We start from the raw sequence: 21,023 nt of genomic DNA, 5'->3' as shown, positions 1-21,023 counted from the left end.
CAAGGCACGGATAGCCGTTTATTTGCCCAGGATCGACGCCACGTTGTCGGTGCCGGGCGCGCCGAACAGCTGCTGCTTGAGGACGTGCAGCTGGTCGCGCACCTGCGCCGCCTTTTCGAACTCCAGGTTCTTGGCGTGGTCGACCATCAGTTTTTCCAGGCGCTTGATTTCCTTGCTGACCTGTTTCTCGCTCATGGCTTCGAACTTGGCCGCTTCCTGCGCCACTTGCAGGGTTTCGCGCGCTTCCTGCGGGCTGTAGACGCCGTCGATCATTTCGCGGATCGATTTCTTGACGCCGATCGGGATGATGTTGTTGGCCGTATTGAAGGCGATCTGCTTGGCGCGGCGGCGTTCCGTCTCGTCGATGGCGCGGCGCATGGAGTCCGTGATGCGGTCGCCGTACAGGATCGCCGTGCCGTTCAGGTTACGCGCGGCGCGGCCGATGGTCTGGATCAGGCTGCGCTCGGAACGCAAGAATCCTTCCTTGTCCGCGTCGAGGATGGCGACCAGCGACACTTCCGGCAAGTCGAGGCCCTCGCGCAGCAGGTTGATCCCCACCAGCACGTCGAAGGTGCCCAGGCGCAGGTCGCGCAGGATTTCCACGCGCTCCACCGTCTCGATATCGCTGTGCAGGTAGCGCACCTTGATGCCATGGTCGCCCAGGTATTCCGTCAATTGTTCCGACATGCGCTTGGTCAGGGTCGTCACCAGCACGCGCTCGTCCTTCTTGATGCGCTCGACGATTTCCGACATCAGGTCGTCCACCTGGCTGCTGGCGGGGCGCACGATGATCTGCGGGTCGACCAGACCGGTCGGGCGCACGACCTGCTCGACCACCTGGTCGGAATGGCTCTTTTCGTATTCGGCCGGCGTGGCCGAGACGAACACGGTCTGGCGCATCTTCTGTTCGAATTCCTCGAATTTCAAGGGCCGGTTGTCGAGGGCCGACGGCAGGCGGAAACCGTAGTCGACCAGATTCGTCTTGCGCGAGCGGTCGCCGTTGTACATGGCGCTCAGCTGGCCCGTCAGCACGTGCGACTCGTCGAGGAACATCAGGGCGTCGGGCGGCAGGTAGTCGACCAGGGTCGGCGGCGGCTCGCCCGGCAGCGCGCCGGACAGGTGGCGCGAGTAGTTCTCGATGCCCTTCGTGAAACCGATTTCCGCCATCATTTCCAGGTCGAAGCGCGTGCGCTGCTCCAGCCGCTGCTCTTCGATCAGTTTATTCTCCTTGCGGAAGAACTCGAGGCGCTCGCGCAGCTCGTCCTTGATGGTCTCGACGGCGCGCAGCACGGTGGAGCGGGGCGTCACGTAGTGCGAGCCCGGGTACACGGTGAAGCGGGGGATTTTCTGGCGCACTCTGCCCGTCAGCGGGTCGAACAGCTGGATCGATTCGATCTCGTCGTCGAACATTTCCAGGCGCACGGCCAGTTCCGCATGCTCGGCCGGGAAGATGTCGATGGTATCGCCGCGCACGCGGAAGGTGCCGCGGCCGAAATCGACCTCATTGCGCGTGTACTGCATCTGGATCAGGCGCGCGATGACGTCGCGCTGCGCGACCCTGTCCTTGACGCGCAGGGTCAGGATCATCTGGTGGTATTCGTTCGGGTTACCGATACCGTAGATGGCCGAGACGGTGGCGACGATGATGACGTCGCGCCGCTCCATCAGCGACTTGGTGCATGACAGGCGCATCTGCTCGATATGTTCGTTGATCGACGAGTCCTTTTCGATGAACAGGTCGCGCTGCGGCACGTAGGCTTCCGGCTGGTAGTAATCGTAGTAGCTGACGAAGTATTCGACCGCGTTCTGCGGGAAAAAGTCGCGGAATTCGCTGTACAACTGCGCCGCCAGGGTCTTGTTCGGCGCGAAGACGATGGCGGGCCGGCCCATGCGCGCGATGACGTTGGCCATGGTGTAGGTCTTGCCCGAACCGGTCACGCCCAGCAGGGTCTGGAAGGCCAGTCCGTCGGCAATCCCCTCTGATAACTGGTCGATTGCCGTGGGCTGGTCACCGGCCGGAGGGAAGGGCTGGTGCAGCTTGAAGGGGGAGTCCGGGAAAGAGATAATTGCGCTTTCCGCCTCGCTGGCGGTAGATAATTCGGGCATGTGAATCAGACCTTTGTTAGAATAGTGCTCTGCTGGCGGCCCTGGCGTTGTATTTTGGGGCGCTGTCTACAACTCCGCTGTGAACCTGCTTCCAATCGAATCCAATCTTATCATGACGAACCCAACTGTTTCTGCCAGTCTGTTTAGCGCCATCGAGATGGCCCCACGCGACCCGATCCTGGGCATCACCGAAGCATTTAACGCGGACCAGAATCCCGCCAAAATCAATCTGGGCGTTGGCGTCTATTATGACGACAACGGCAAGGTGCCTCTGTTAGCTTGCGTACGCAAGGCAGAAGCCATCCTGATCGAACAGGCGGCGCCACGCACCTATCTGCCGATCGAAGGCCTCGCTGCCTACGACAAGGCGGTGCAAGAACTCGTATTTGGCGCCGATAGCGCCGTAATTCAAGAGCGCCGCGCCGTGACCGTGCAAGCCATCGGCGGCACGGGCGCATTGAAGATCGGTGCCGACTTCCTGCAGCGCTTCGCGCCGGGTGCCCAGGTCTACATCAGCGACCCAAGCTGGGAAAACCACCGCGCGCTGTTTGAAAACGCCGGTTTCGTCGTGAATAACTACACCTACTACGATGCCGCCACCCATGGCGTGAACTTCGACGGCATGCTGGCCAGCCTGAACGCCATGCCAGCCGGCTCCATCGTCGTGCTGCACGCCTGCTGCCACAACCCGACCGGCGCCGACCTGAGCGTGGCCCAGTGGGATCAGATCATCAGCGTGGTGACCTCGCGCGGCCTGGTGCCGTTCCTGGACATGGCGTATCAAGGCTTCGCCAACGGCATCGCCGAAGATGGCGCCGTGGTGCGCCGCTTCGCCGACGCGGGCGGCCCGCTGCTGGTGTCGAACTCGTTCTCGAAATCGTTCTCGCTGTACGGCGAGCGCGTGGGCGCCCTGAGCGTCGTCGCCGCCAGCGCCGACGAAGCGGCCCGCCTGCTGTCGCAACTGAAGCGCGTCGTGCGCACCAACTACTCGAACCCGCCAGTACACGGCGGCAAGGTGGTCGCCACCGTCCTGGCCACGCCGGAACTGCGCCAGCTGTGGGAAGAGGAACTGGCCGGCATGCGCGTGCGCATCCGCGAAATGCGCAATGCCTTCGTGGAAAAGCTGAAAGCCAAGGCGCCGGCCCACGACTTCGAATTCGTGCGCCAGCAAATCGGCATGTTCTCGTACTCCGGCCTCACCAAGGAGCAGGTGGCGTCGCTGCGCGAGCAGTCGATCTACGCCGTCGACACGGGCCGTATTTGCGTAGCAGCATTGAATTCGCGCAATATCGACATCGTTATTGACGCGATCGCCAAAGTGCTTTAAGATCTTGCTTCTTCGGCGCTGCATGCAAGTGCGGCGCTGATGGCGGTAGAAAGTCGGCGATGGCCGTGTTTGTGTAGATGCAGTATCAGTCTTGCAAATGTGGAACAAGCGACATATAATATTGCCTCTTTTCCCTGATAGCTCAGTTGGTAGAGCGACGGACTGTTAATCCGCAGGTCCCTGGTTCGAGTCCAGGTCGGGGAGCCAGAATTCGGAAGGCCACGTTGAAAAACGTGGCCTTTTTTGTTATTGCGCCGCCTGCATGGGCGCCAGGGCAAGATAAGATTTTCCCTATGGAAATCTGGACAGCGCCAAGTTTGGCCTATATAATACGGCCTCTTTTCCCTGATAGCTCAGTTGGTAGAGCGACGGACTGTTAATCCGCAGGTCCCTGGTTCGAGTCCAGGTCGGGGAGCCAGAATTCGGAAGGCCATGTTGAAAAACATGGCCTTTTTTGTTTTCTGCCGCAGCCCGCAGGGCCGGCCGGTGCGTTATCGCGTTTTGCGCTATCCTGAATGCATCACTTCAGGAGCGCCTTCCCATGACTTGTACCTCTGCCTTGCGCCATATCGTCCTGTGCGACTTCCTCGATGGCATCACGTCTGCCAAGCATGCCGAGCTCGTCTACGAGTTTTCCCAGCTGAAACACCGCATTCCCGGCGTGCGGCAATTTGAATGGGGGCCGAACGTCAGCCCGGAAGGCCTCGACGATGGCTTTACCGATTGCTTTACCCTGACCTTCGATGACGCCGGCGCGCGCGACGTGTATCTGAGCCATGCGGCCCACCTGGCCTTTGTCGAGCAGCTCAAGCCATGGCTGGGTCGCGTGCTGGTCTTTGACTACTATCCGCAAGAGCATCCCGGCTGACCGCTGCCAGGCAGGGTAGCGTCGGCAAAATACACATTTTTATGGGGGAAATCTGGACATCGTAAAATTTACCCTATAGAATGCGGCCTCTTTTCCCTGATAGCTCAGTTGGTAGAGCGACGGACTGTTAATCCGCAGGTCCCTGGTTCGAGTCCAGGTCGGGGAGCCAGAACACTCTTATTATGAACCACAGAAATGCCGTGGTTCATAATCTTGGCAGGGTCATATTCTATTGTGACCCGCTCTGCCTCTATCGTAATTTTCTCCACAAAAGTCCCAAAAAACGTACGAACCGTCACCGGGTCGTCTGCGTCAAGCACCATGCCGCGAATTGCTTCTGTGGCCTGGGCGATATCGGCCTGATTGCTATCCAGTTCCGGGTCGGTTTGTGCTTCCAGGGCAACGATGCTCTGCTCGAGCGCTTCTACTCGTCGTCGGTGATCAGCGGCGAACCTGGCCAGGCATCAGGTCTTGGGCCTCGATGACTTTGTTGGTCATGCCCATGTCAGCCAGCGACATATTATTTTTGACTAGCAGGTCGGCCATCACTTTGAGCAGCGGATGTGCTGATACTTCCATGATGGTACGGCGCTCGCCCGACTCGGCGTCGGTATAGGTAGCGATGCTGACCGAACCGTTTTCATCAAAATGGAACTCTGGCCGCGTCAGCTTCACACCATCGGCAATGATGGTCATGATTACCTGCTGCAGGATGGAAAACACGGCCGCCTGCATTTCGCTGTACATGCTGGTCAACAGGCCTGGCTTGCGCTGTTCGAACGCGGCATGGTGGGTCATGAAGTTCTGCGTCTGCTTGACGCAGCATGGCTGAGCGGCGCAATAGCCGCGGTCGACGTCGCAGCTCTTGCACAGGGCGTAGCCGTCCAGCTTGGCCGGGAAATACGTTGCCACCTTCGCGGACGCGCCATGCTTCATCGCGTTGAAGCGCGTGCGCAGGCTTTCTTCTTTTGTCGGGTGCCCGACAAGGTTTTCCGCTGAAGCGGCCTTGCCCTCGGACGTAGTCGGCCCGGTGGTCGATCGCCAGGCCTTCATCAAGGAGCGCTCCCAGTGCGCCTGCGCGCATTCGTTGCCACATTCTGGGCACAGTGCGTAATAGCGCCAAGGGTGCACCGGGTCGCTGGGATCTGGATCTACGCGCGCCGGCGCAGTTTTGAATGAGCCATCCTTTGCGCACCGGAAGGTGACTTCAGACAATTTTATGCTGGGGTCTTTTTTTGGGGTAGCCACGAGGAGAGGGCGCAAGAATTGAGATTTCCTAATCTTGAACGGTCGTGCACTACAAAAGGAGGGGTGGGGATGTAATAAGAGTGACGGGAGAGCCTTTGGCTGACCATAAGGTACTCCGGCAATGCTTCCTAGGATGCTTGAAAAAAACTTAGAAAATGCTAAGTAAAATGCTAGTCTTATGACAATTCCATTTCCAATAGAATGCAAATATGACAAGAAGAAGCTTTTTTAATGTTGTTTCGATATTTGATACAAGTTTGTCAGCGGCAGATCGGGTTCTTACCATTGGCACCTGGCTCTTCGTCGCCTTCGCTGGTACAGGATCGGCATTGTTTGCCAAAGCTGATCCGCTCCTTAAGCAACTCGGCCCTATTTATTGGATCTCGATTGGTGTAATCGTAAGTCTTATAGTTGCAGGGATATTGTTGTTGATGCGAATGGCGGAATTAAAAAGATCTGAGGCTGAGTATTATCGATCGTTATCCGCATCGAGAACAACAGTAAATCCACTAGCAGACATTTTTACTGATTCTGTGCTGGCCCTACACGACCTAGGGCTTCCTGGTATATCGTTGCATAAAAATAAAACATTTAAAAGATGCAAATTCGTTGGCCCGGGTACAGTCTTTATACAAGGGGGAAATTTTCAAAATGTTTCTTTTTATGAATGTGGTGACGTTATCGCATTGCCGGAACATACTGCTCTTAGCGGCATAATTGTGTTCGATCATTGCATCGTGGAATCATGTGAATTTTACAATGTTACGATTCTTTGTGATCAAAATACTGGACGTGGATTGCTAACCGTTCCAGGTACCAGAGTTCAGGGACTTATACCTGTGTAAAGATCTGCTGGTTAACCGATGTGGCAAAGGTATTGTAAGTTTTTTGGTTCGCAGTAAGGCCTGTTCGGGGAGGCAGAACACGCAGTAGCAGAAAGCCCAGCCTTCACCGGTTGGGCTTTTTGCGTTGCAGGGCCCGCGTGCGACGCCCTTGTCGCTCGGCGGTGGTCGAAGTTGCCGGCAGCCATGCCATTTACATTTCGCAAGCCAACGCGGTGGCGTCGCTGATCCGCAAGGCCGCGGCGAGCATTGCCGGCGACTAGGCCGGCAGTGCGCCGGCCAGTGCGCCGGCCCTCGAAAAGGGCCCCATGTCATGGGGCGTCGTATCAGAACTTGGCAGTCGCATCCAATGTCTTGATGATGGCTTCTTGAAATTGCACCGGTTCATCCTGGTGTATCTGGTGTCCGGAATGCTCGAAGAAAAACAAGCCCTTCCTTGGCGCCTTCAAGGTCTCGAAATACGCCTGCGTGATCCTGGTCGAGGTCTGGATATCGTTTTTGCCGACGAAGAAATACACGGGGCAGTCAACGCTCTTCAATGTCTTGGGCAAATCAATGTTCATGACCTCGTTCCAGACGGGCGACCAGGTTTTTGACCATTGCAGAAAACCCGTCTTGAAACCTTCACTCGTCGCAAATGCCTTGCCATCCTTGTAAAAAAGCCATTTCCTTAAATAAAACATGCTTTCGTCACTTGCAAACGGAAAATTGATGCTGTTCAGCTCCTGGCTGGCGACGGCATTGTCCTTGAAATGCACTTTCAAGGCTTGCAGCAATTCCTTCTCGCTTTCCAGCTGGCTCACGACAGGATTCGACGCGAAATAGGCATGCAGCAGTTCCGGGTGACGCTTGACGATATCAAAGCCCAGGACGTTGCCCCAGGAACTGCCCAGCAAGTATATTTTGTCCTGCTTTAACTCTTTGCGCAGAAACTGGATGACTTGATACGTGTCCTGCTCCATCTGCCCGACGGATGGCTGCGTGGGGGAGGGATTCAGTTTCAGGGTTTTTCCGGCATCCCGCTGGTCCCATTGCACAATCGTAAATCTGCTTTTCAGGAGATTCGTAAACGCATCCGCCCCCTTGATCATGGAGCTTCCCGGGCCGCCGGATAAAAACAGCAGGACGGGCTTGTTCGCGTCGTCCGTCCTGATTTCCACCACTTGCTTGATGCCGCCAATATCGGGTGTCAGGGTGGTGGTGACTTCCGCGGAAGCCGGTTTCGCTTCCGCCGTGGTTTGCGCCTGGCATGCGTAGAAGGGAATCAGGGCGGTCAAGAGCACTGCCAATGTCATTTTTTTTATCATGGTGTGAGGGTCAGTTTCAGGTTGCTTGTAAGGGCGGCGCATTGCAAGGGGGGATTGCGCCGTAGTTGAACAGCTATCTATCGCATGGTCTTCAGCGGGTACGTCGACATGCCTCCTTGTCAGAGTTGGGTTTCATGGAAGTCATTGGCTTGCCCTCCATGCAGCCGCAACGCTTCCAGCGCCAGATAGCCCGGTTGCAATTGCGCTGCGATGGCGGCCAGGCCGTCTGCTGCTGGCACTGGCGGATCGCCGCGGTAGACGGTGCCGTATTTCGCATGCACGCCGCCGCGCGCGCGCATCGCTTGCAACTGCGTCGCTGTAGTGGCGATGCCGAAGCGGGCCAATAAATCGCTGAAGAGGATGCCTGGCAATTGCTTGTAGTTAATTAACTGCAACTGGCCGGCGGCCGCATGGGGCAGGGCGGCATTGAGCAGGCTGGCCAGCACCAGGCCCGTATAACCGTCGATATCGCCCGGCGCCAGCTGGTGCGCGGGCAGCGGCAGCTGTGCCGGGTGCAGCATGCCGGGTACCATTTGCGGCCCGCGCTGGCGCTGGTGCGAGGCGAGCACGGCCAGCGGTTCGCGGTAGACGAACAGGCAGGGCGTGCCGGGAAATGCTTGCCGCAGCAAGTCCAGGCTGTGGATGTGCCAGCAGTCGAACTTGATGATGAAGTGTGATTCTTCGCCGGAGCGGCGCTGGCCCAGTGCCAGGATGGCCTGGCGCAGCAGGGTGATGCTGGCCGCCGGGTCGCCGCTGTCGTGATGCAGGCGCAGCAGCGAGTCGATAACGGGCGGCTCGGACATGACTATGCATTGCGGCAAGGACGCCAGCAGCTGGCTCAGCAGGGTTGAGCCGCAGCGCGAGACGTGGAAGATGAAGGCGTCGGGCGCTAGGCAATCGCCGGGCGTCGCCAGCGCGGCCAGCGGCGTGCGGCAGACGCGGCGCTCCTCGTGCGGCTGGCGTGTCAGCGTATTGACAAAGAAGGCGTCGCTGAAAGCCGTTTCTCCCAGCTTGCGCCAGCACATGGCAGCGTCCGCCAGCGCATCGCCGCGCTCCACGTACAGCGGATACCAGCCGCGCAGATCCATGCCCTCGTGCCATGCCACCGTCTCGCCCCTGGCCAGCAGGCGTTCTTGCTGGGCCAGGCCCGGCGCGGCGCTCACGGCGCGCTCCCGTCGGCCAGGGCGGCCAATTCCCTGGCCAGTGCCAGGCTGGCAGGCGAGGGCGACAATCGCAGCTGGGCGATGACGGCCCGCACATTGCCATCGTGGATGCCGGGGTCGCCATACTTGTGGGCCGCTTTCGGCACGAATCCCGCCGAGGCGAACAGCGCTTCGAGCCAGGCATTGGTGACGCAGTCGAGCACGAGGTGGATGCGCGGCGTCGTGCCCCGGTTGTGCACCGCGTGCAGGCAGCTGGCGTCCATGTACCAGGCGTGACCAGCCGTGAAGTGGACAGTTTCGCCATCGATGGTAAACAGCACCTGCGGCGAAGTGTGGATGGGGATGTGGATGCGGATCAGGCCATCGGCCAGCGACGTGCCGGCGTCGCGGTGCGCGCGGATGATGGCGCCCGGCGCCAGCGCCATCAGGCGCGCGGCGCGGATCTCGCATGCGAAGCTGGCAAGCACTTCGCGCAGGCAGGGGCAGCGCGCCAGTTGCGCCGTGCCTGCGTAGGCGGCGCCGTCGACGGGCATGATGTTGTCGGCTGCACCACCGGGCGAGCGCAGCGGCACGCAGCTCCAGCCCTGGTCGTAGGCCCCCGTATTGAAATGGCTGATCCACTCGTCCGCGGCGAACTGGTCGCTGTCGCCCTGCATGCGCACCACGTCGAAGTGCAGCGGCAGCTGCAGCCAGCTGCTGGGGATATGCTGCGCCGGCACTATGGCGCGCTCCATTCCAATTGCTCCTGCACCTCGTTTTCCCCGCGCAGGCGAAAGCCCAGCCGCTGGTACAGGGCGCGCGCGGCGGCGTTGCTTTTGTTGACGGCAAGGTGGATCTGCCATTGCTCCGCGCCCGCTTGCGCCTGCAGGCCGCGCAGCACGGCGCTGCCGGCGCCCTGGCCTTGCGCGGCGGGCAGGATGGCGATGTCGACCAGGTGCAGCACCTGATCCTGGCGGTCCAGGATCAGGCGGCCGATGGGTGTATCGCCGTGCTGCAGCACCAGGTAGGCGGCGTGCGGATAGGCCTGGCGGTAGCCGTGGCTTTGCATGCGCTGCTGCATGGCGATCAGCTGTTCGATGACGGCGGGCTCGGCCGGCATCTGGCGCAAGTCGCCGCGTGTGGAACTGTACAGCGCGGCGGCAAAGCCATCGTCGTCGTCGTCGTCGCGCTGGACGCGCAACTGGTAGGGGGTGGGCAGGCTGGCGAGGACGAGGGTGAGGTCGGAAAGCGGCAAGGCGTGCATCGATGCTCCGGTAGGTGTTTGCGGCTGGAGATAAATTAACAGGCGTACAGTTATTTGCTATGCTGCCAATTTTTCCGCGTACTTGCAATCATTTCAAGGAAGCCGCCATGCATTCTGTCTTTATCCCGTCTTGCCAGTGGAGTCTCGCATGAATCCGGCACGCGCGGAACTGGCCGCCATCGCGGCTGCGCTGTGCGATCCGCAGCGTTCGCTGGCAAGCCTGGTCGGCGAAACGGTGCAGCTGCGCCAGCTCGTCGAACGCCATTCGCGCCTGCCCATGGACCGGCAGGACGGTTTGCGCGACGGCGAAAGCTTTCTTCCCAGCGGCTGGGCCATCTCGCCCGTGCAGGCGGGCCTGTGCGCGCGCGAGCCGTACCGCAGCGCCGCCTTCATCCAGGGCCTGGCGCTGGCCGTGCGCGAGCGGCTGGAGGTGAGCGGTGGCCGGCCCGTGCGCGTGCTGTATGCGGGCTGCGGCCCGTTCGCCTTGCTGGCCCTGCCGGTGATGGCCGTGCTGGATGCGGATTTGGTGCAGTTTGCCATCCTCGACGTGCATGCCGAGACCCTGGCCTATGCGCGCGAACTGATTGCAAGCCTGGGCCTGGATAGCCATGTCACGGCATACATTTGCGCCGATGCGGCCGCCTACCGCATTGCTGGCGGCGCCATGCCGGACGTGATCGTCAGCGAAACCATGAATACGGCGCTGGGCAAGGAGCCGCAGGTGGCCATCCTGCGCAATCTGCACGCGCAAGCGCCTGCTGCGGCGCTGCTGCCGGCGTCCGTTACCGTGCACCTGGGCCTGGACCGGCGCGCGCCGGATGCGCCGTGCACCGACTGGGGCCGCGTTTTTGCCCTCGATGGTGACGCCTTGCGCGCCTGGCAGGGCAGGCAGGACGAGCAGGGCGACAGTTTGCCGGCCGCCAGCATCCGCCTGCCCGACGTGCTGGAGCAGGCGCCGCGCCTGCTGACGCGCATCCGCGTGCATGGCGACATCGTCCTGGGCGACCATGACTGCAGCCTGAACCTGCCCCTGGCCCTGCCGGGCAAGCCGGCCCTGGCTGGCGGCAGCGTGCTGGACTTCCATTACCGCCTGGGCGGCCAGCCGGGACTGGTGTTCAGCGTGCGCGACACGCCTGAATCCATCCAGGAATTGCACCAGCCAGTATCTCAGTCGTAATACTTCATTGGCAGACAATTTACTTCTGTAGGATAATATGGAACCGGTTCCATCTATGCGCAAATGCAATGTAGCGCAATCATCGAAGTCAATAAAACAACAAGTCTTGCGGGAGTCTCATGAACCATCCAGGCAGCGAACCATCTGCAACATCCGTTTCATCCCTTCCCCGCATCAGCCGCCGCCACGCCCTGATCGGCCTGGCCGCCTTGCTGGCGCAGGCAGGTTTCTGGAGCAATCCCCTGTCCGCCGCCATGCAGGCGCCGGCCAGCGCTCCGGCACCCGGCCTGGCGCCCGTCACCATGCTGTTCTACACCTTGTCGCAAACGATCACGGGCCACCGCGATTTGTCCGCCGACACGGCGGCGCGCATCGAGCAAGCCATGCGCACGAACGTGCCCGGCTTCGCCAAGCGCTTGCCGCAACTGGGCGCGCTGCTCGTCACGGGCCAGGAAGCGAAAGCCCTGCTGGCGGCCGCCAGCGCCGCGGACGCCGGCTTGCGCGAGCTGGCGCTGGCCATCGTTGCCGCCTGGTACACGGGCACTGTCGCCGGCAACGCGGCGCAGGGCACGAAGTCCATCGTCGTCGCGTATGCGGAAGCGTTGATGTACCGCACGGTGGCCGATGGCCAGGTCGTGCCGACCTATTGCAATTACGGCCCCCTGTGGTGGCTGAAGGCGCCGCCGGCCGTGCGCGTCTCCGCGCCCGTGGCGCCAAAACCCGTACCGGCCCCGGCCACCACCGGCACTCCCGAACCGAAAGGCAAGCAAGCAAAATGAAATCACCCCAATTCAAGAGTAATGGCGACGTCGTCGCCGATGTCGTCATCGTCGGTACTGGCGTCGTCGGCGCCATGATGGCCGACCAGCTGGCCGCGCAGGGCCATTCCGTGATCATGCTGGAAGCGGGCCTGCGCATCGAGCGTGGCCAAGCCGTGGAAAACTGGCGCAACATGCCGTTCGAGAACCGCGTCGGCTCCGACTTCCAGGGGCTGTATCCGCAGGCGGACAACGCGCCTGCGCCGCTGTATTTCCCGAAGAATAACTACGTGGAATTGTCCGGCCCCAGCGGCAGCAGTTTCCAGCAGGGCTATCTGCGCACGGTGGGCGGTACCACCTGGCACTGGGCCGCGTCGTGCTGGCGCCACTTGCCGTCCGACATGCGCATGAAAAGCGATTACGGGGTGGGACGCGACTGGGCCATTTCCTACGATGAGCTGGAACCGTACTATTGCCGCGCCGAACAGGAAATGGGCGTGGCCGGCCCCAACGATCCCGCCTTGCAGTCGCCCAGCGAACGCAGTGCGCCGTACCCGATGGACATGGTGCCCTGGGGCTATGGCGACAAGCGCTTCGCCGAAGTGGTCAACCCGCACGGCTACCGCTCCGTGCCGATCCCGCAAGGCCGCTCGACGCGCCCATGGCAGGGCCGCCCGACGTGCTGCGGCAATAATAATTGCCAGCCGATCTGCCCCATCGGCGCCATGTACAACGGCATCCACCACGTGGAGCGGGCCGAGCTGAAGGGCGCGGGCGTGCTGGCCGAGGCCGTCGTCTACCGCATCGACACGGACCAGAACAACCGCGTGACGGCCGTGCACTGGTATGACGCGAAGAAACAGTCGCATATGGCGACGGGCAAGGCTTTCGTGATTGCCTGCAACGGCATTGAAACACCGCGTTTGCTGCTGCTGGCGGCCAACCAGAACAATCCGAACGGCATCGCCAACAGTTCCGATCAAGTCGGCCGCAACATGATGGACCACTCGGGTTTCCACTGTACTTTCCTCGCCAATGAACCGATCTGGACGGGCCGTGGTCCTGCGCAGAGCAGCTGCCTAGTGGGCCCGCGCGACGGCGCCTTCCGCGCGCAGTATTCGGCCAACAAGATGATCCTGAACAATATCACCCGCGTCGGACCCGCTACGCAGCAGTCGTTAAAGCTGGGCCTGGTGGGCAAGGACCTCGACGATGAAATCCGCCGCCGCGCCGCGTTTGGCGTGGACTTGTCGATCAGCCTGGAACCGCTGCCGGAAGCGCATAACCGTTTGACCTTGAGCAAGACGCGCAAGGACCCGCTGGGCCTGGCCTGCCCGGACATTTACTATGACGTGGGTGATTACGTGCGCGATGGCGCGAAGGCCGCGCATGCGCAGCTCGAGCACATCGGCAAGCTGTTCGGCGCCGTGGAATTCCATATCACCGACAGCCTGAACGCGAACAACCACATCATGGGCGGCGTCATCATGGGCAGTAACCGTCTTGACTCCGTGGTCGATGGCAATTGCCGCGCGCACGACCATGCCAATTTGTGGCTGCCGGGCGGCGGCGCCATGCCGTCGGCCAGCGTGGTCAACACCACCCTCAGCATGGCCGCGCTCGGCTTGCGCGCGGCCGATGACATCGCCCGCACCCTGGCAAGGGAGGCAGCATGATGCGCCGTTTATTACTGAGCCTGGCGCTGGCGGCTGGCTTGCCGCTAGCCGCCCACGCTGTGCCAGCGGCGCCGCCTATCACCCTGACGCCGGACCGCCCGGCCGCGCCTGCCGCCGCCAGTCCCGATGCGCGCCTGGAGCGGGGCCGCTACCTGGCCATCGCGGCCGATTGCATGGCGTGCCATACGGCAGCGGGCGGCAAGCCGTATGCGGGTGGCTACGCCATCGATTCACCGCTGGGCACGATCTACGCGACGAACATCACGCCGTCGAAACAAGGCGGCATCGGCCACTACACGGAAGCCGACTTTGCGCGCGCGCTGCGGGAAGGCGTGCGCGCCGACGGCAGCCATCTGTATCCGGCCATGCCCTACACCAGCTATGCGCAGCTGACGGATGCGGACGTGGGCGACCTGTATTACTACTTCATGCAGGCCGTCAAGCCCGTCGACGAGCCGGCGCGCCAGACGGCCCTGCCATTCCCGTTCAATGTGCGCCTGTCGATGCTGGGCTGGAATACCTTGTTCCTGGACAATAAACGCTTCGTGCCGGACGCGGCGAAGAGCGCGCAGATCAACCGCGGCGCCTACCTGGCCGAAGGCCTGGCGCACTGCAGCGCCTGCCACACGCCGCGCAACGCGCTGATGGCGGAAATCGGCAGTCAGACCCTGGCCGGCGCGTCGCTTGGTTCCTGGCATGCGCCGAACATCACGTCCGACAAGGTCAGCGGCATCGGCGCGTGGACGGATGCGGAAATCACGGCCTACCTGAAGACGGGCCACGTGGAAGGCAAGGGGCAGGCGGCGGGCGGCATGGCCGAAGCCATCCAGAACAGCCTGCAATTTTTGCGCGACGACGACGTGGCGGCCATCGTGGCCTGGCTGCGCACAGTGCCGCCCGTGCGCGCGCCGGGGCAAACGAAAGCTGCCTTCAGCCATGGCAGCGCCGCTAGCGAAGAGCCGCTGCTGCGCGGCATGGCCGGGTCCACCGAGCACCATTCGCTCAACAGTGGCGCCGTGCTGTTTTCCGGCTACTGCGCCAGCTGCCATTCGGCCAGCGGCGCCGGCAGCACGGGCCAGGCGTATCCCGCCCTGTTCCACAACACGGCGACGGGCGGCAACACGCCGGCCAACCTGGTCTCGGCCATGTTGTTTGGCGTCGAGCGCAAGATCGAAGGGGAAGAACACGAAGCGTTCATGCCCCGTTTCGACCAGCGTTCCTACGTGCAGCCATTGACGGACGAGCAGATCGCCTCGATCGCCAATTACGTATTGAAACAGTACGGCAACCCGGATGTATCCGTCACGCCGGCCTACGTGGCGCAGGCGCGCAGCGGCGGCGAGAAACCTGTGCTGGCGCGGGTACAACCGTTCATGCTGCCGGGCGGCATCGTGGGAATCTTGCTGCTGATCGCGCTGTTCGTGTGGCTGCGCCGGCGCCGCCAGCGCAAGGGATAAGGGTAGAAGCGACGCCGCAGCGGCGGCGAATATGAACGTTGGGCGCAACTTGCAGTAAAATGCAGGCTGAAAAATGGTTACGAGCAATCGTAGCCATTTTTTATTCTGGCCTGATCCTGGCGATTGTTTTCGTCTTATTTGAAAATTGACAATGTCCCATTCCCTGCATCACCAATTTTTACGTTTCGCCGCCGTCGGCGCTTCCGGCACGGCCGTGCAATACAGCGTGCTGTGGGGCGGCGTGGAATGGGCCGGCATCAGCGCTGCCGCCGCGTCCGGCATCGGCTACATCCTCGGTTCCGTCGTCAACTACCTCCTCAATTACTTTTTTACGTTTAAAAGCGACAAGGGACATGGCGAGGCGGCCAGCAAGTATTTCACCTTGCTGGGCATCGGCTGGTGCATCAATACGGGCCTGATGTGGCTGCTGGTACACCAGCTGGGCTGGTATTACTGGCTGGCGCAGGTGCTGGCGACGGGCATCGGGCTGGTCTGGAATTTCGCGGGCAGCCGCTGGTGGGCCTTCAAGCCGGCCGGCGCAGCGGGAAAGTAGTCATTTCGTCATAAAAAGAGGCGCACTGGCCACACGCAGGCGCCCGGTTTTACCAAAACAAGGGGTTAATCATGCAGTTCCTGGAACGCTATTTCAAACTGAAGGACAACGGGACCAATGTGCGCACGGAGCTGCTGGCCGGCCTGACCACGTTCCTGACGATGGCCTACATCATCTTCGTCAACCCGTCCATCCTCGGCGACGCGGGCATGCCGAAAGACTCCGTTTTCGTCGCCACCTGCCTGGCGGCCGCCATCGGCACCCTGATCATGGGCCTGTATGCGAACTACCCGATCGCGCTGGCGCCGGGCATGGGCCTGAATGCGTACTTCTCGTACACGGTGGTCAAGGGCATGGGCATGAGCTGGGAAGTGGCGCTGGGCGCCGTCTTCATTTCCGGCTGCCTGTTCATCCTCGTCAGCCTGTTCAAGGTGCGCGAAATGATCATCAACAGCATCCCGCCCGCGCTGCGCACGGCCATCACTGTCGGTATCGGCCTGTTCCTGGCCATCATTTCCCTGAAAAGCGCGGGCGTGGTGGTGTCGAACCCGGCCACCATCATCGCCCTGGGCGACTTGCATCAGGCGGCGCCGATCCTGGCCATCCTCGGTTTCTTCATCATCGTCGCGCTGGACCGCCTGAAAGTGCCGGGCGCCATCCTGATCGGGATTCTCACCATCACCGTCGCCAGCTTCTTCTTTGGCGGCAACCAGTTCAACGGCATCGTCTCGACGCCGCCCGCCATCGAGCCGACCTTGTTCAAGCTCGACATCATGGGCGCGCTGTCGATCGGCATCGTCAACGTGGTGCTGGTGTTTTTCCTCGTGGAATTGTTTGATGCGACGGGCACCCTGATGGGCGTGGCCAACCGCGCCGGCTTGTTGAAAGACGGCAAGATGGAACGCATGAACAAGGCCTTGCTGGCCGACAGCACGGCGATTGCCGCCGGCGCCTGTCTGGGTACGTCGAGCACGACGGCCTTCGTGGAAAGCGCGGCCGGCGTGCAAGCGGGTGGCCGCACGGGCTTGACGGCCGTCGCCGTCGCGCTGCTGTTCCTGGGCAGCCTGTTCTTCGCTCCACTGGCACACACGGTGCCGCCGTACGCGACGGCGCCCGCGCTGCTGTACGTGGCCTGCCTGATGCTGCGCGAACTGACCTTCATCGACTGGGATGACAGCACGGAAAGCATTCCTGCCGCCATTACGGCGCTGATGATGCCGTTTACCTATTCCGTGGCCAGCGGCGTGGCGTTCGGCTTCATCACCTATGCCGTCTTGAAACTGTTGACGGGCAAGGGCAAGCAGGTATCGGTGGTGGCTTATATCATCGCCGCCATCTTCCTGTTCAAGTTTATCTACCTGGGCGAATAGCAAGTTTGCCGGCAAGCAGTTGCCGCAGCAATGACAAGGCCGCCCGTGCATCCGCATCGGCGGCCTTTTTTGATGGGAGGCTTACATCAGCAGTGCGGCCACCAGGTCTTTCTTGTGGTCGCCGGCGCTGCCGTCGAAGCGCAACGCCGCTTCCACATGCGCCAGGTGCTCGACCATCAGGCGCGCCGCCAGGTCGGCGTCGCCGCTGCGCGCCGCGTCGAGAAAGCGGCCGTGTTCGTCGCACGAGCAGGCCGCGTCGTGGCCGGACTGGTACAGCATGGTGATGAGCGAGCTGCGGCCCACGAGTTCGCGCACGATGTCGCGCAGCACGGCGTTGCCGGCGATATCGGCCAGCAATACGTGGAAGTCGCCCAGCAGTTGCGAGCGCAGCGGCGTGTCCCGTGCCAGCGCCTGGCGTTCCGCTTTCAGGTACCGCTCCAGCATCCTGTAGTCGGCCGCTTTGGCCCGCGCGACGAATTCGCGCGCCAGGGCCGCCTCGATGATGCGCCGCGCGGCAAAGATGTCGCGTGCCTCCGCCTCCGTTGGCTGGCTGACGAAGGCGCCCTTGTCGGGCACCATGCGTATGAGTTTGTCTTTCGAGAGTATCAGCAGGGCGGCACGGATCTTGGTGCGGCTGACGCCATACAGCCGGCACAGCGCCTCTTCGCGCAGCCGCGTGCCGGGCGGCAATTGGCGCGCCACGATGGCGGCCGCCATATGCTCGGCAATTTCCGCCGAGCTGTCGCCGCTGCCGGGTTGGTCCACCAGGGTTGCGCTTGATTCTGTCATGTCGGATGAGAGCAGTAAGCCAGGGGCAAGGCGAACCTTGCAAGCGCATGTCCGCGTGGCGGCGTGGTTGACGCCCCGCTGCCGGCATGCGGTTGTGCGCCTTGCGTGTCGCTAAGGCCTGGCTATTCTACTATCTTGCGTGGCGCAGCGCAGACGGACCCTGCCATCTGGCGAGGCTTGCTCGCTGGCGGCCTGCTTTGCTGGCCATGCAGATTGAAACTGGACATGGGAAATTTTGACGTATATAATTCGGCCTCCTTTCCCTGATAGCTCAGTTGGTAGAGCGACGGACTGTTAATCCGCAGGTCCCTGGTTCGAGTCCAGGTCGGGGAGCCAGAACAAGCAGCAGCAAAGGGCCACGTGGCAACACGTGGCCCTTTTGTCATGCGCGCACGGTTTCCCGTTCGCGCTGGCCATTGCTTCAGTGCCTTGGTGACGTGCGCGATGCCGGCCCGCTGGTGGCGGGGGCGCGCGCAGTGTTTCCCGGATCAGGGATCCACAAACACGTCGAAACGCACCTTCAGCGGGCTGCCCCACGAGATATCCACCCAGGCCCGGAAACCGCCGTTATACGGTGCGATGTTGTACACGGCCATGCGGGCGGCGCCGATGAAACGGTCCTGGGGCGTCGCGGCATACTCGCTGATGTTGAGCAATACGCGCGAATTGGCCTTCACGTTGGCATTGGCGAAGTTGACCGAAGGATGCACGCCATTGGCCGTCCACGTGTAATAGGTGGTGAAGGCGGCGGGGCTCAGGTTCAAGTCTTGTGCGGCAGCGCCTTTTGCAGTCTTGCCTTCCTGTTCCATCGGCGCATCGGTTTCTTCCAGTGCCAGGTTGCTGCCGGTGCGGTGTTCTACTTTCATTTCCATGATGTACTCCTGATCGATAGTTTGGACGCCGCGCCTGTCGTCGTGCGGCAAGACGCCTTATCTGTTGCCGTGACGGCCAGTGTCACGTCCTGGCTGATAAGGTAGCCGTCTGCTCCATGCTGTTGGAGTAAGCCATTCTAGGCAAACGCGCAGGCAAAAAGCGCGCGGCGCCGCCGGAAAAACGGCGCTCACTTGTGCTGGCGCAAACACCTTGCAGGCAGGCGGGAATATCTTTTCCAGTAGGCTATTTTTACGGGGCGCCACGCATGCCGTGCAGGACAATGGCACAATAGGCCCAGCCGACCTGCCGATGCGAGCCTAGCCCATGCCGATACTGAACCTGAGCGCCGAAACCGATATCTATTACGAATTGATCGAAGGCGACCCCGCCAAGCCTTGCCTGGTATTCCTGCACGAGGGACTCGGTTGCTGTGCGATGTGGAAAGATTTCCCCGCGCAGCTATGCCAGGCGACGGGGTGCCGCGGCTTGCTGTATGACCGCCATGGCTATGGGCAGTCGTCGCCGCTGGCGGCGCGCCGCCAACTCCATTATTTGCACGACTATGCGCTGTGCGAGCTGCCGCAGGTGCTCGCCGCACTGCTGCCGGGACAGGACCATTTTCTCGTCGGCCACTCCGATGGCGGCAGCATTGCCCTGATCTATGCGGCGCAGCAGCCGCCGCGCTTGCGCGGCATCATCACCGAAGCGGCGCACGTGTTTGTCGAGGGCATCACGCTCGATGGCATACGCGTGGCGGATGCGGCGTTTGGCGCGGGCAAGCTGCGCGCGCTGGCGAAATACCATGGCGACAAGACGGAGACCATCTTCAAGGCCTGGTCGGATACCTGGCTCAGTTATGGTTTCCAGTTCTGGAATATCGAATACCTGCTGCCCTCCGTCGAATGTCCGGCGCTGGTGGTGCAGGGCAGCGAGGACCAGTACGGCAGCGCGGCCCAGGTCGACACGATCGTGGCGCAGGCGCTCAACGCCGTGCCCGCCATTGTCGAGCAGTGCGGCCATACGCCGCACCAGGAGCAGCCGCAGGCACTGCTGGCGCTGATGGAAGGTTTTTTGCAAGGCCGCATGGACGCGGCCACTCACCCGAGAACTGTATGATAGACCACCTGGATCACTTGGTATTGACCACCCGCGACAAGCCCGCCTGCATCGATTTCTATACGCGCGTGCTTGGCATGCAGCTGGAAACGTTTGGCGCCGGCCGCCATGCCTTCAAGTTTGGCGCGCAAAAAATCAACCTGCATGAGGCCGGCAAGGAATTCCTGCCCAAGGCGGACTTGCCCACGCCCGGCTCGCTGGACCTGTGCTTCATCGCCGCCGTGCCGCTCGACGCGTTCATCGCCCACCTGGCGGCGCTGGGGATTGCCATCGAGGAGGGACCGGTGGCCCGCACGGGCGCCAATTGGCCCATCCGCTCCGTGTATCTGCGCGACCCGGACCGCAACCTGATCGAAGTGTCCGAGCGCGCCTGAGGTTCGTCAACCACCGGCAACCCCCATCAATGGCAGGCGGGATCGCTGTCCCAGCGGCCCGAGCAGATGCGCGAGCGGCACAGCATGCCTTCGATCAGGCCCAGCTGCTGACAGCGCCGCAACAGTTCCGCCGTTTCCTGTTCCCCCTCCCGCTGGCGCAGCACCACGTCGCGCACTGGCACTGCCGTGCTTTCTTGCCGGTGCGCATGGGCCACCAACGCCGTCAGCAAGGTTACGTCGCTGTCGCCGGGCGCGGCAACCGGCCTCGGCCCCTGAGGGCGCGCGGCGGCCTGGCGCACGGGCGGTAGCGTCTTGTGCGGTGCGCTTGCTGTCGTGGCGGCCATCGCAGGCAAGGGCGGTCCCGCCGTATTGACGATGGTGGCCGCCTGCGACGCGTGCGGCGGCACCGTTGGCGCCGGCATTGCGGGCGGAGCCTCAGTCACGGCCGTGACGGGCGCCGGCGGCAGGGGCAGGACGTCCGTGTCATACGCGAGCACGGCCGTGATCAGCAGCGCCAGACACAGCGCGCCAGCGGCCCAGTGCCGCCAGCCGGAGCGCCAGCGCAGTGCAGGTCTGGCCACAGGCGCGGCGATGCCGTGTTCGAGCTGCGACAGGATGCCCTTGCCTTCGATGCGCGCGCCAGCCGCGCCGGTCTTGCTCAACAGGTCAGGGCTGCGCGCCTGGCCATCCCCGTTTTTCAGTAAAGACAAAATATCACCTCCGCAGTGGAACAAACTCGACTGACCTTGATGTAAACCGCGCTCATGCGGGCCGCG

20 protein-coding genes and 4 tRNA genes are annotated in these 21,023 nt (G+C 62.0%); 15 read left to right on the top strand and 9 right to left on the bottom strand.

The genetic code is table 11. The features are described from left to right. Positions 1 to 18: 18 nt before the first annotated feature. Positions 19 to 2,106 carry an excinuclease ABC subunit UvrB gene (gene uvrB, locus BLT98_RS07505; protein WP_034788988.1) on the bottom strand — a complete coding sequence of 696 codons (2,088 nt, stop codon included), beginning with the start codon at positions 2,104 to 2,106 and terminating at the stop codon, positions 19 to 21. Positions 2,107 to 2,218: 112 nt separating this feature from the next. Between uvrB and BLT98_RS07500 the strand changes: the two genes are divergently transcribed. The 5 genes from BLT98_RS07500 to BLT98_RS07480 all read left to right on the top strand — a co-directional run bounded on the left by BLT98_RS07500 (position 2,219) and on the right by BLT98_RS07480 (position 4,470). Next, positions 2,219 to 3,433: an amino acid aminotransferase gene (locus BLT98_RS07500; RefSeq protein WP_170846314.1), complete on the top strand. Its 1,215-nt coding sequence runs from the start codon at positions 2,219 to 2,221 to the stop codon at positions 3,431 to 3,433. Between the two features lie 131 nt (positions 3,434 to 3,564). Continuing rightward, positions 3,565 to 3,640: transfer RNA gene (locus BLT98_RS07495), tRNA-Asn, on the top strand. Positions 3,641 to 3,775: 135 nt separating this feature from the next. Then, positions 3,776 to 3,851: transfer RNA gene (locus BLT98_RS07490), tRNA-Asn, on the top strand. Positions 3,852 to 3,974: 123 nt separating this feature from the next. Continuing rightward, positions 3,975 to 4,301 (top strand): Dabb family protein, encoded by a 327-nt coding sequence (locus tag BLT98_RS07485; RefSeq protein ID WP_083299945.1) that lies wholly within the window; start codon positions 3,975 to 3,977, stop codon positions 4,299 to 4,301. Between the two features lie 93 nt (positions 4,302 to 4,394). Then, a tRNA-Asn gene (locus BLT98_RS07480) sits at positions 4,395 to 4,470 on the top strand. A 272-nt stretch (positions 4,471 to 4,742) separates the two neighbouring features. Here BLT98_RS07480 and BLT98_RS07475 read toward each other — a convergent pair. Then, positions 4,743 to 5,357 (bottom strand): hypothetical protein, encoded by a 615-nt coding sequence (locus BLT98_RS07475; protein WP_139179148.1) that lies wholly within the window; start codon positions 5,355 to 5,357, stop codon positions 4,743 to 4,745. Between the two features lie 401 nt (positions 5,358 to 5,758). Here BLT98_RS07475 and BLT98_RS28710 point away from each other — a divergent pair, with 401 nt between their 5' ends. Then, on the top strand, positions 5,759 to 6,394 hold the full coding sequence (locus BLT98_RS28710; RefSeq protein ID WP_139179146.1) for a hypothetical protein: 636 nt from the start codon (positions 5,759 to 5,761) through the stop codon (positions 6,392 to 6,394). 323 nt (positions 6,395 to 6,717) lie between these two features. Here the strand turns inward: BLT98_RS28710 and BLT98_RS07470 are convergent, their stop codons facing one another. From BLT98_RS07470 to BLT98_RS07455, 4 genes are all read right to left on the bottom strand, one after another. Continuing rightward, complete coding sequence (locus BLT98_RS07470; protein WP_230520921.1) at positions 6,718 to 7,740, bottom strand: alpha/beta fold hydrolase; 1,023 nt, start codon at positions 7,738 to 7,740, stop codon at positions 6,718 to 6,720. A 77-nt stretch (positions 7,741 to 7,817) separates the two neighbouring features. After that, positions 7,818 to 8,861, bottom strand: a complete 1,044-nt coding sequence (locus BLT98_RS07465) for a sulfotransferase (RefSeq protein ID WP_092606253.1) — start codon at positions 8,859 to 8,861, stop codon at positions 7,818 to 7,820. Next, on the bottom strand, positions 8,858 to 9,595 hold the full coding sequence (locus BLT98_RS07460; RefSeq protein ID WP_092606251.1) for an aspartyl/asparaginyl beta-hydroxylase domain-containing protein: 738 nt from the start codon (positions 9,593 to 9,595) through the stop codon (positions 8,858 to 8,860). Before BLT98_RS07460 ends, BLT98_RS07465 begins: the two co-directional genes overlap by 4 nt. Continuing rightward, a complete protein-coding gene (locus tag BLT98_RS07455) occupies positions 9,580 to 10,104 on the bottom strand; it encodes a GNAT family N-acetyltransferase (RefSeq protein ID WP_092606249.1) in 525 nt (174 codons plus the stop codon). Before BLT98_RS07455 ends, BLT98_RS07460 begins: the two co-directional genes overlap by 16 nt. A 148-nt stretch (positions 10,105 to 10,252) precedes the next feature. On the opposite strand from BLT98_RS07455, the gene BLT98_RS07450 reads away from it, so the two are divergent. The 6 genes from BLT98_RS07450 (at position 10,253) to BLT98_RS07425 (ending at position 17,095) form a co-directional block, all read left to right on the top strand. After that, positions 10,253 to 11,281 (top strand): SAM-dependent methyltransferase, encoded by a 1,029-nt coding sequence (locus tag BLT98_RS07450; protein WP_092606247.1) that lies wholly within the window; start codon positions 10,253 to 10,255, stop codon positions 11,279 to 11,281. A gap of 119 nt (positions 11,282 to 11,400) precedes the next feature. Further along, entirely contained in the window at positions 11,401 to 12,060 is a 660-nt protein-coding gene (locus BLT98_RS07445; protein ID WP_092606245.1) for a sugar dehydrogenase complex small subunit, read from the top strand. Next, a complete protein-coding gene (locus tag BLT98_RS07440; protein ID WP_092606243.1) occupies positions 12,057 to 13,715 on the top strand; it encodes a GMC family oxidoreductase in 1,659 nt (552 codons plus the stop codon). Before BLT98_RS07445 ends, BLT98_RS07440 begins: the two co-directional genes overlap by 4 nt. Next, complete coding sequence (locus tag BLT98_RS07435; RefSeq protein WP_244517415.1) at positions 13,712 to 15,172, top strand: c-type cytochrome; 1,461 nt, start codon at positions 13,712 to 13,714, stop codon at positions 15,170 to 15,172. Before BLT98_RS07440 ends, BLT98_RS07435 begins: the two co-directional genes overlap by 4 nt. Before the next feature lie 151 nt (positions 15,173 to 15,323). Continuing rightward, positions 15,324 to 15,725, top strand: a complete 402-nt coding sequence (locus BLT98_RS07430; RefSeq protein ID WP_034788967.1) for a GtrA family protein — start codon at positions 15,324 to 15,326, stop codon at positions 15,723 to 15,725. A gap of 71 nt (positions 15,726 to 15,796) precedes the next feature. Further along, positions 15,797 to 17,095: an NCS2 family permease gene (locus BLT98_RS07425; RefSeq protein WP_092606241.1), complete on the top strand. Its 1,299-nt coding sequence runs from the start codon at positions 15,797 to 15,799 to the stop codon at positions 17,093 to 17,095. A gap of 81 nt (positions 17,096 to 17,176) precedes the next feature. Here the strand turns inward: BLT98_RS07425 and BLT98_RS07420 are convergent, their stop codons facing one another. Then, on the bottom strand, positions 17,177 to 17,884 hold the full coding sequence (locus tag BLT98_RS07420) for a GntR family transcriptional regulator (RefSeq protein ID WP_092606239.1): 708 nt from the start codon (positions 17,882 to 17,884) through the stop codon (positions 17,177 to 17,179). A 260-nt stretch (positions 17,885 to 18,144) separates the two neighbouring features. On the opposite strand from BLT98_RS07420, the gene BLT98_RS07415 reads away from it, so the two are divergent. Continuing rightward, a tRNA-Asn gene (locus BLT98_RS07415) sits at positions 18,145 to 18,220 on the top strand. 152 nt (positions 18,221 to 18,372) lie between these two features. Here BLT98_RS07415 and BLT98_RS07410 read toward each other — a convergent pair. After that, the gene (locus BLT98_RS07410; RefSeq protein ID WP_244517414.1) at positions 18,373 to 18,756 is read right to left on the bottom strand and encodes a hypothetical protein; all 384 of its coding nucleotides are present in this window, start codon (positions 18,754 to 18,756) and stop codon (positions 18,373 to 18,375) included. A gap of 325 nt (positions 18,757 to 19,081) precedes the next feature. On the opposite strand from BLT98_RS07410, the gene BLT98_RS07405 reads away from it, so the two are divergent. Continuing rightward, positions 19,082 to 19,873, top strand: a complete 792-nt coding sequence (locus BLT98_RS07405) for an alpha/beta fold hydrolase (protein ID WP_070255744.1) — start codon at positions 19,082 to 19,084, stop codon at positions 19,871 to 19,873. Beyond that, entirely contained in the window at positions 19,870 to 20,247 is a 378-nt protein-coding gene (locus BLT98_RS07400; RefSeq protein WP_092606235.1) for a VOC family protein, read from the top strand. The genes BLT98_RS07405 and BLT98_RS07400 overlap by 4 nt, the downstream gene beginning before the upstream one ends. A gap of 26 nt (positions 20,248 to 20,273) precedes the next feature. Here BLT98_RS07400 and BLT98_RS29130 read toward each other — a convergent pair whose 3' ends face one another. Further along, positions 20,274 to 20,957: a hypothetical protein gene (locus BLT98_RS29130; protein ID WP_170846313.1), complete on the bottom strand. Its 684-nt coding sequence runs from the start codon at positions 20,955 to 20,957 to the stop codon at positions 20,274 to 20,276. Positions 20,958 to 21,023: the final 66 nt, after the last annotated feature.

The sequence above is a fragment of the Janthinobacterium sp. YR213 genome (assembly GCF_900099875.1).
In the GTDB taxonomy this organism is placed as follows: domain Bacteria; phylum Pseudomonadota; class Gammaproteobacteria; order Burkholderiales; family Burkholderiaceae_D; genus Janthinobacterium; species Janthinobacterium lividum.
The sequence above is the reverse complement of the archived record's forward strand: the minus strand, read 5'-3'. Positions and strand labels throughout refer to the sequence as shown.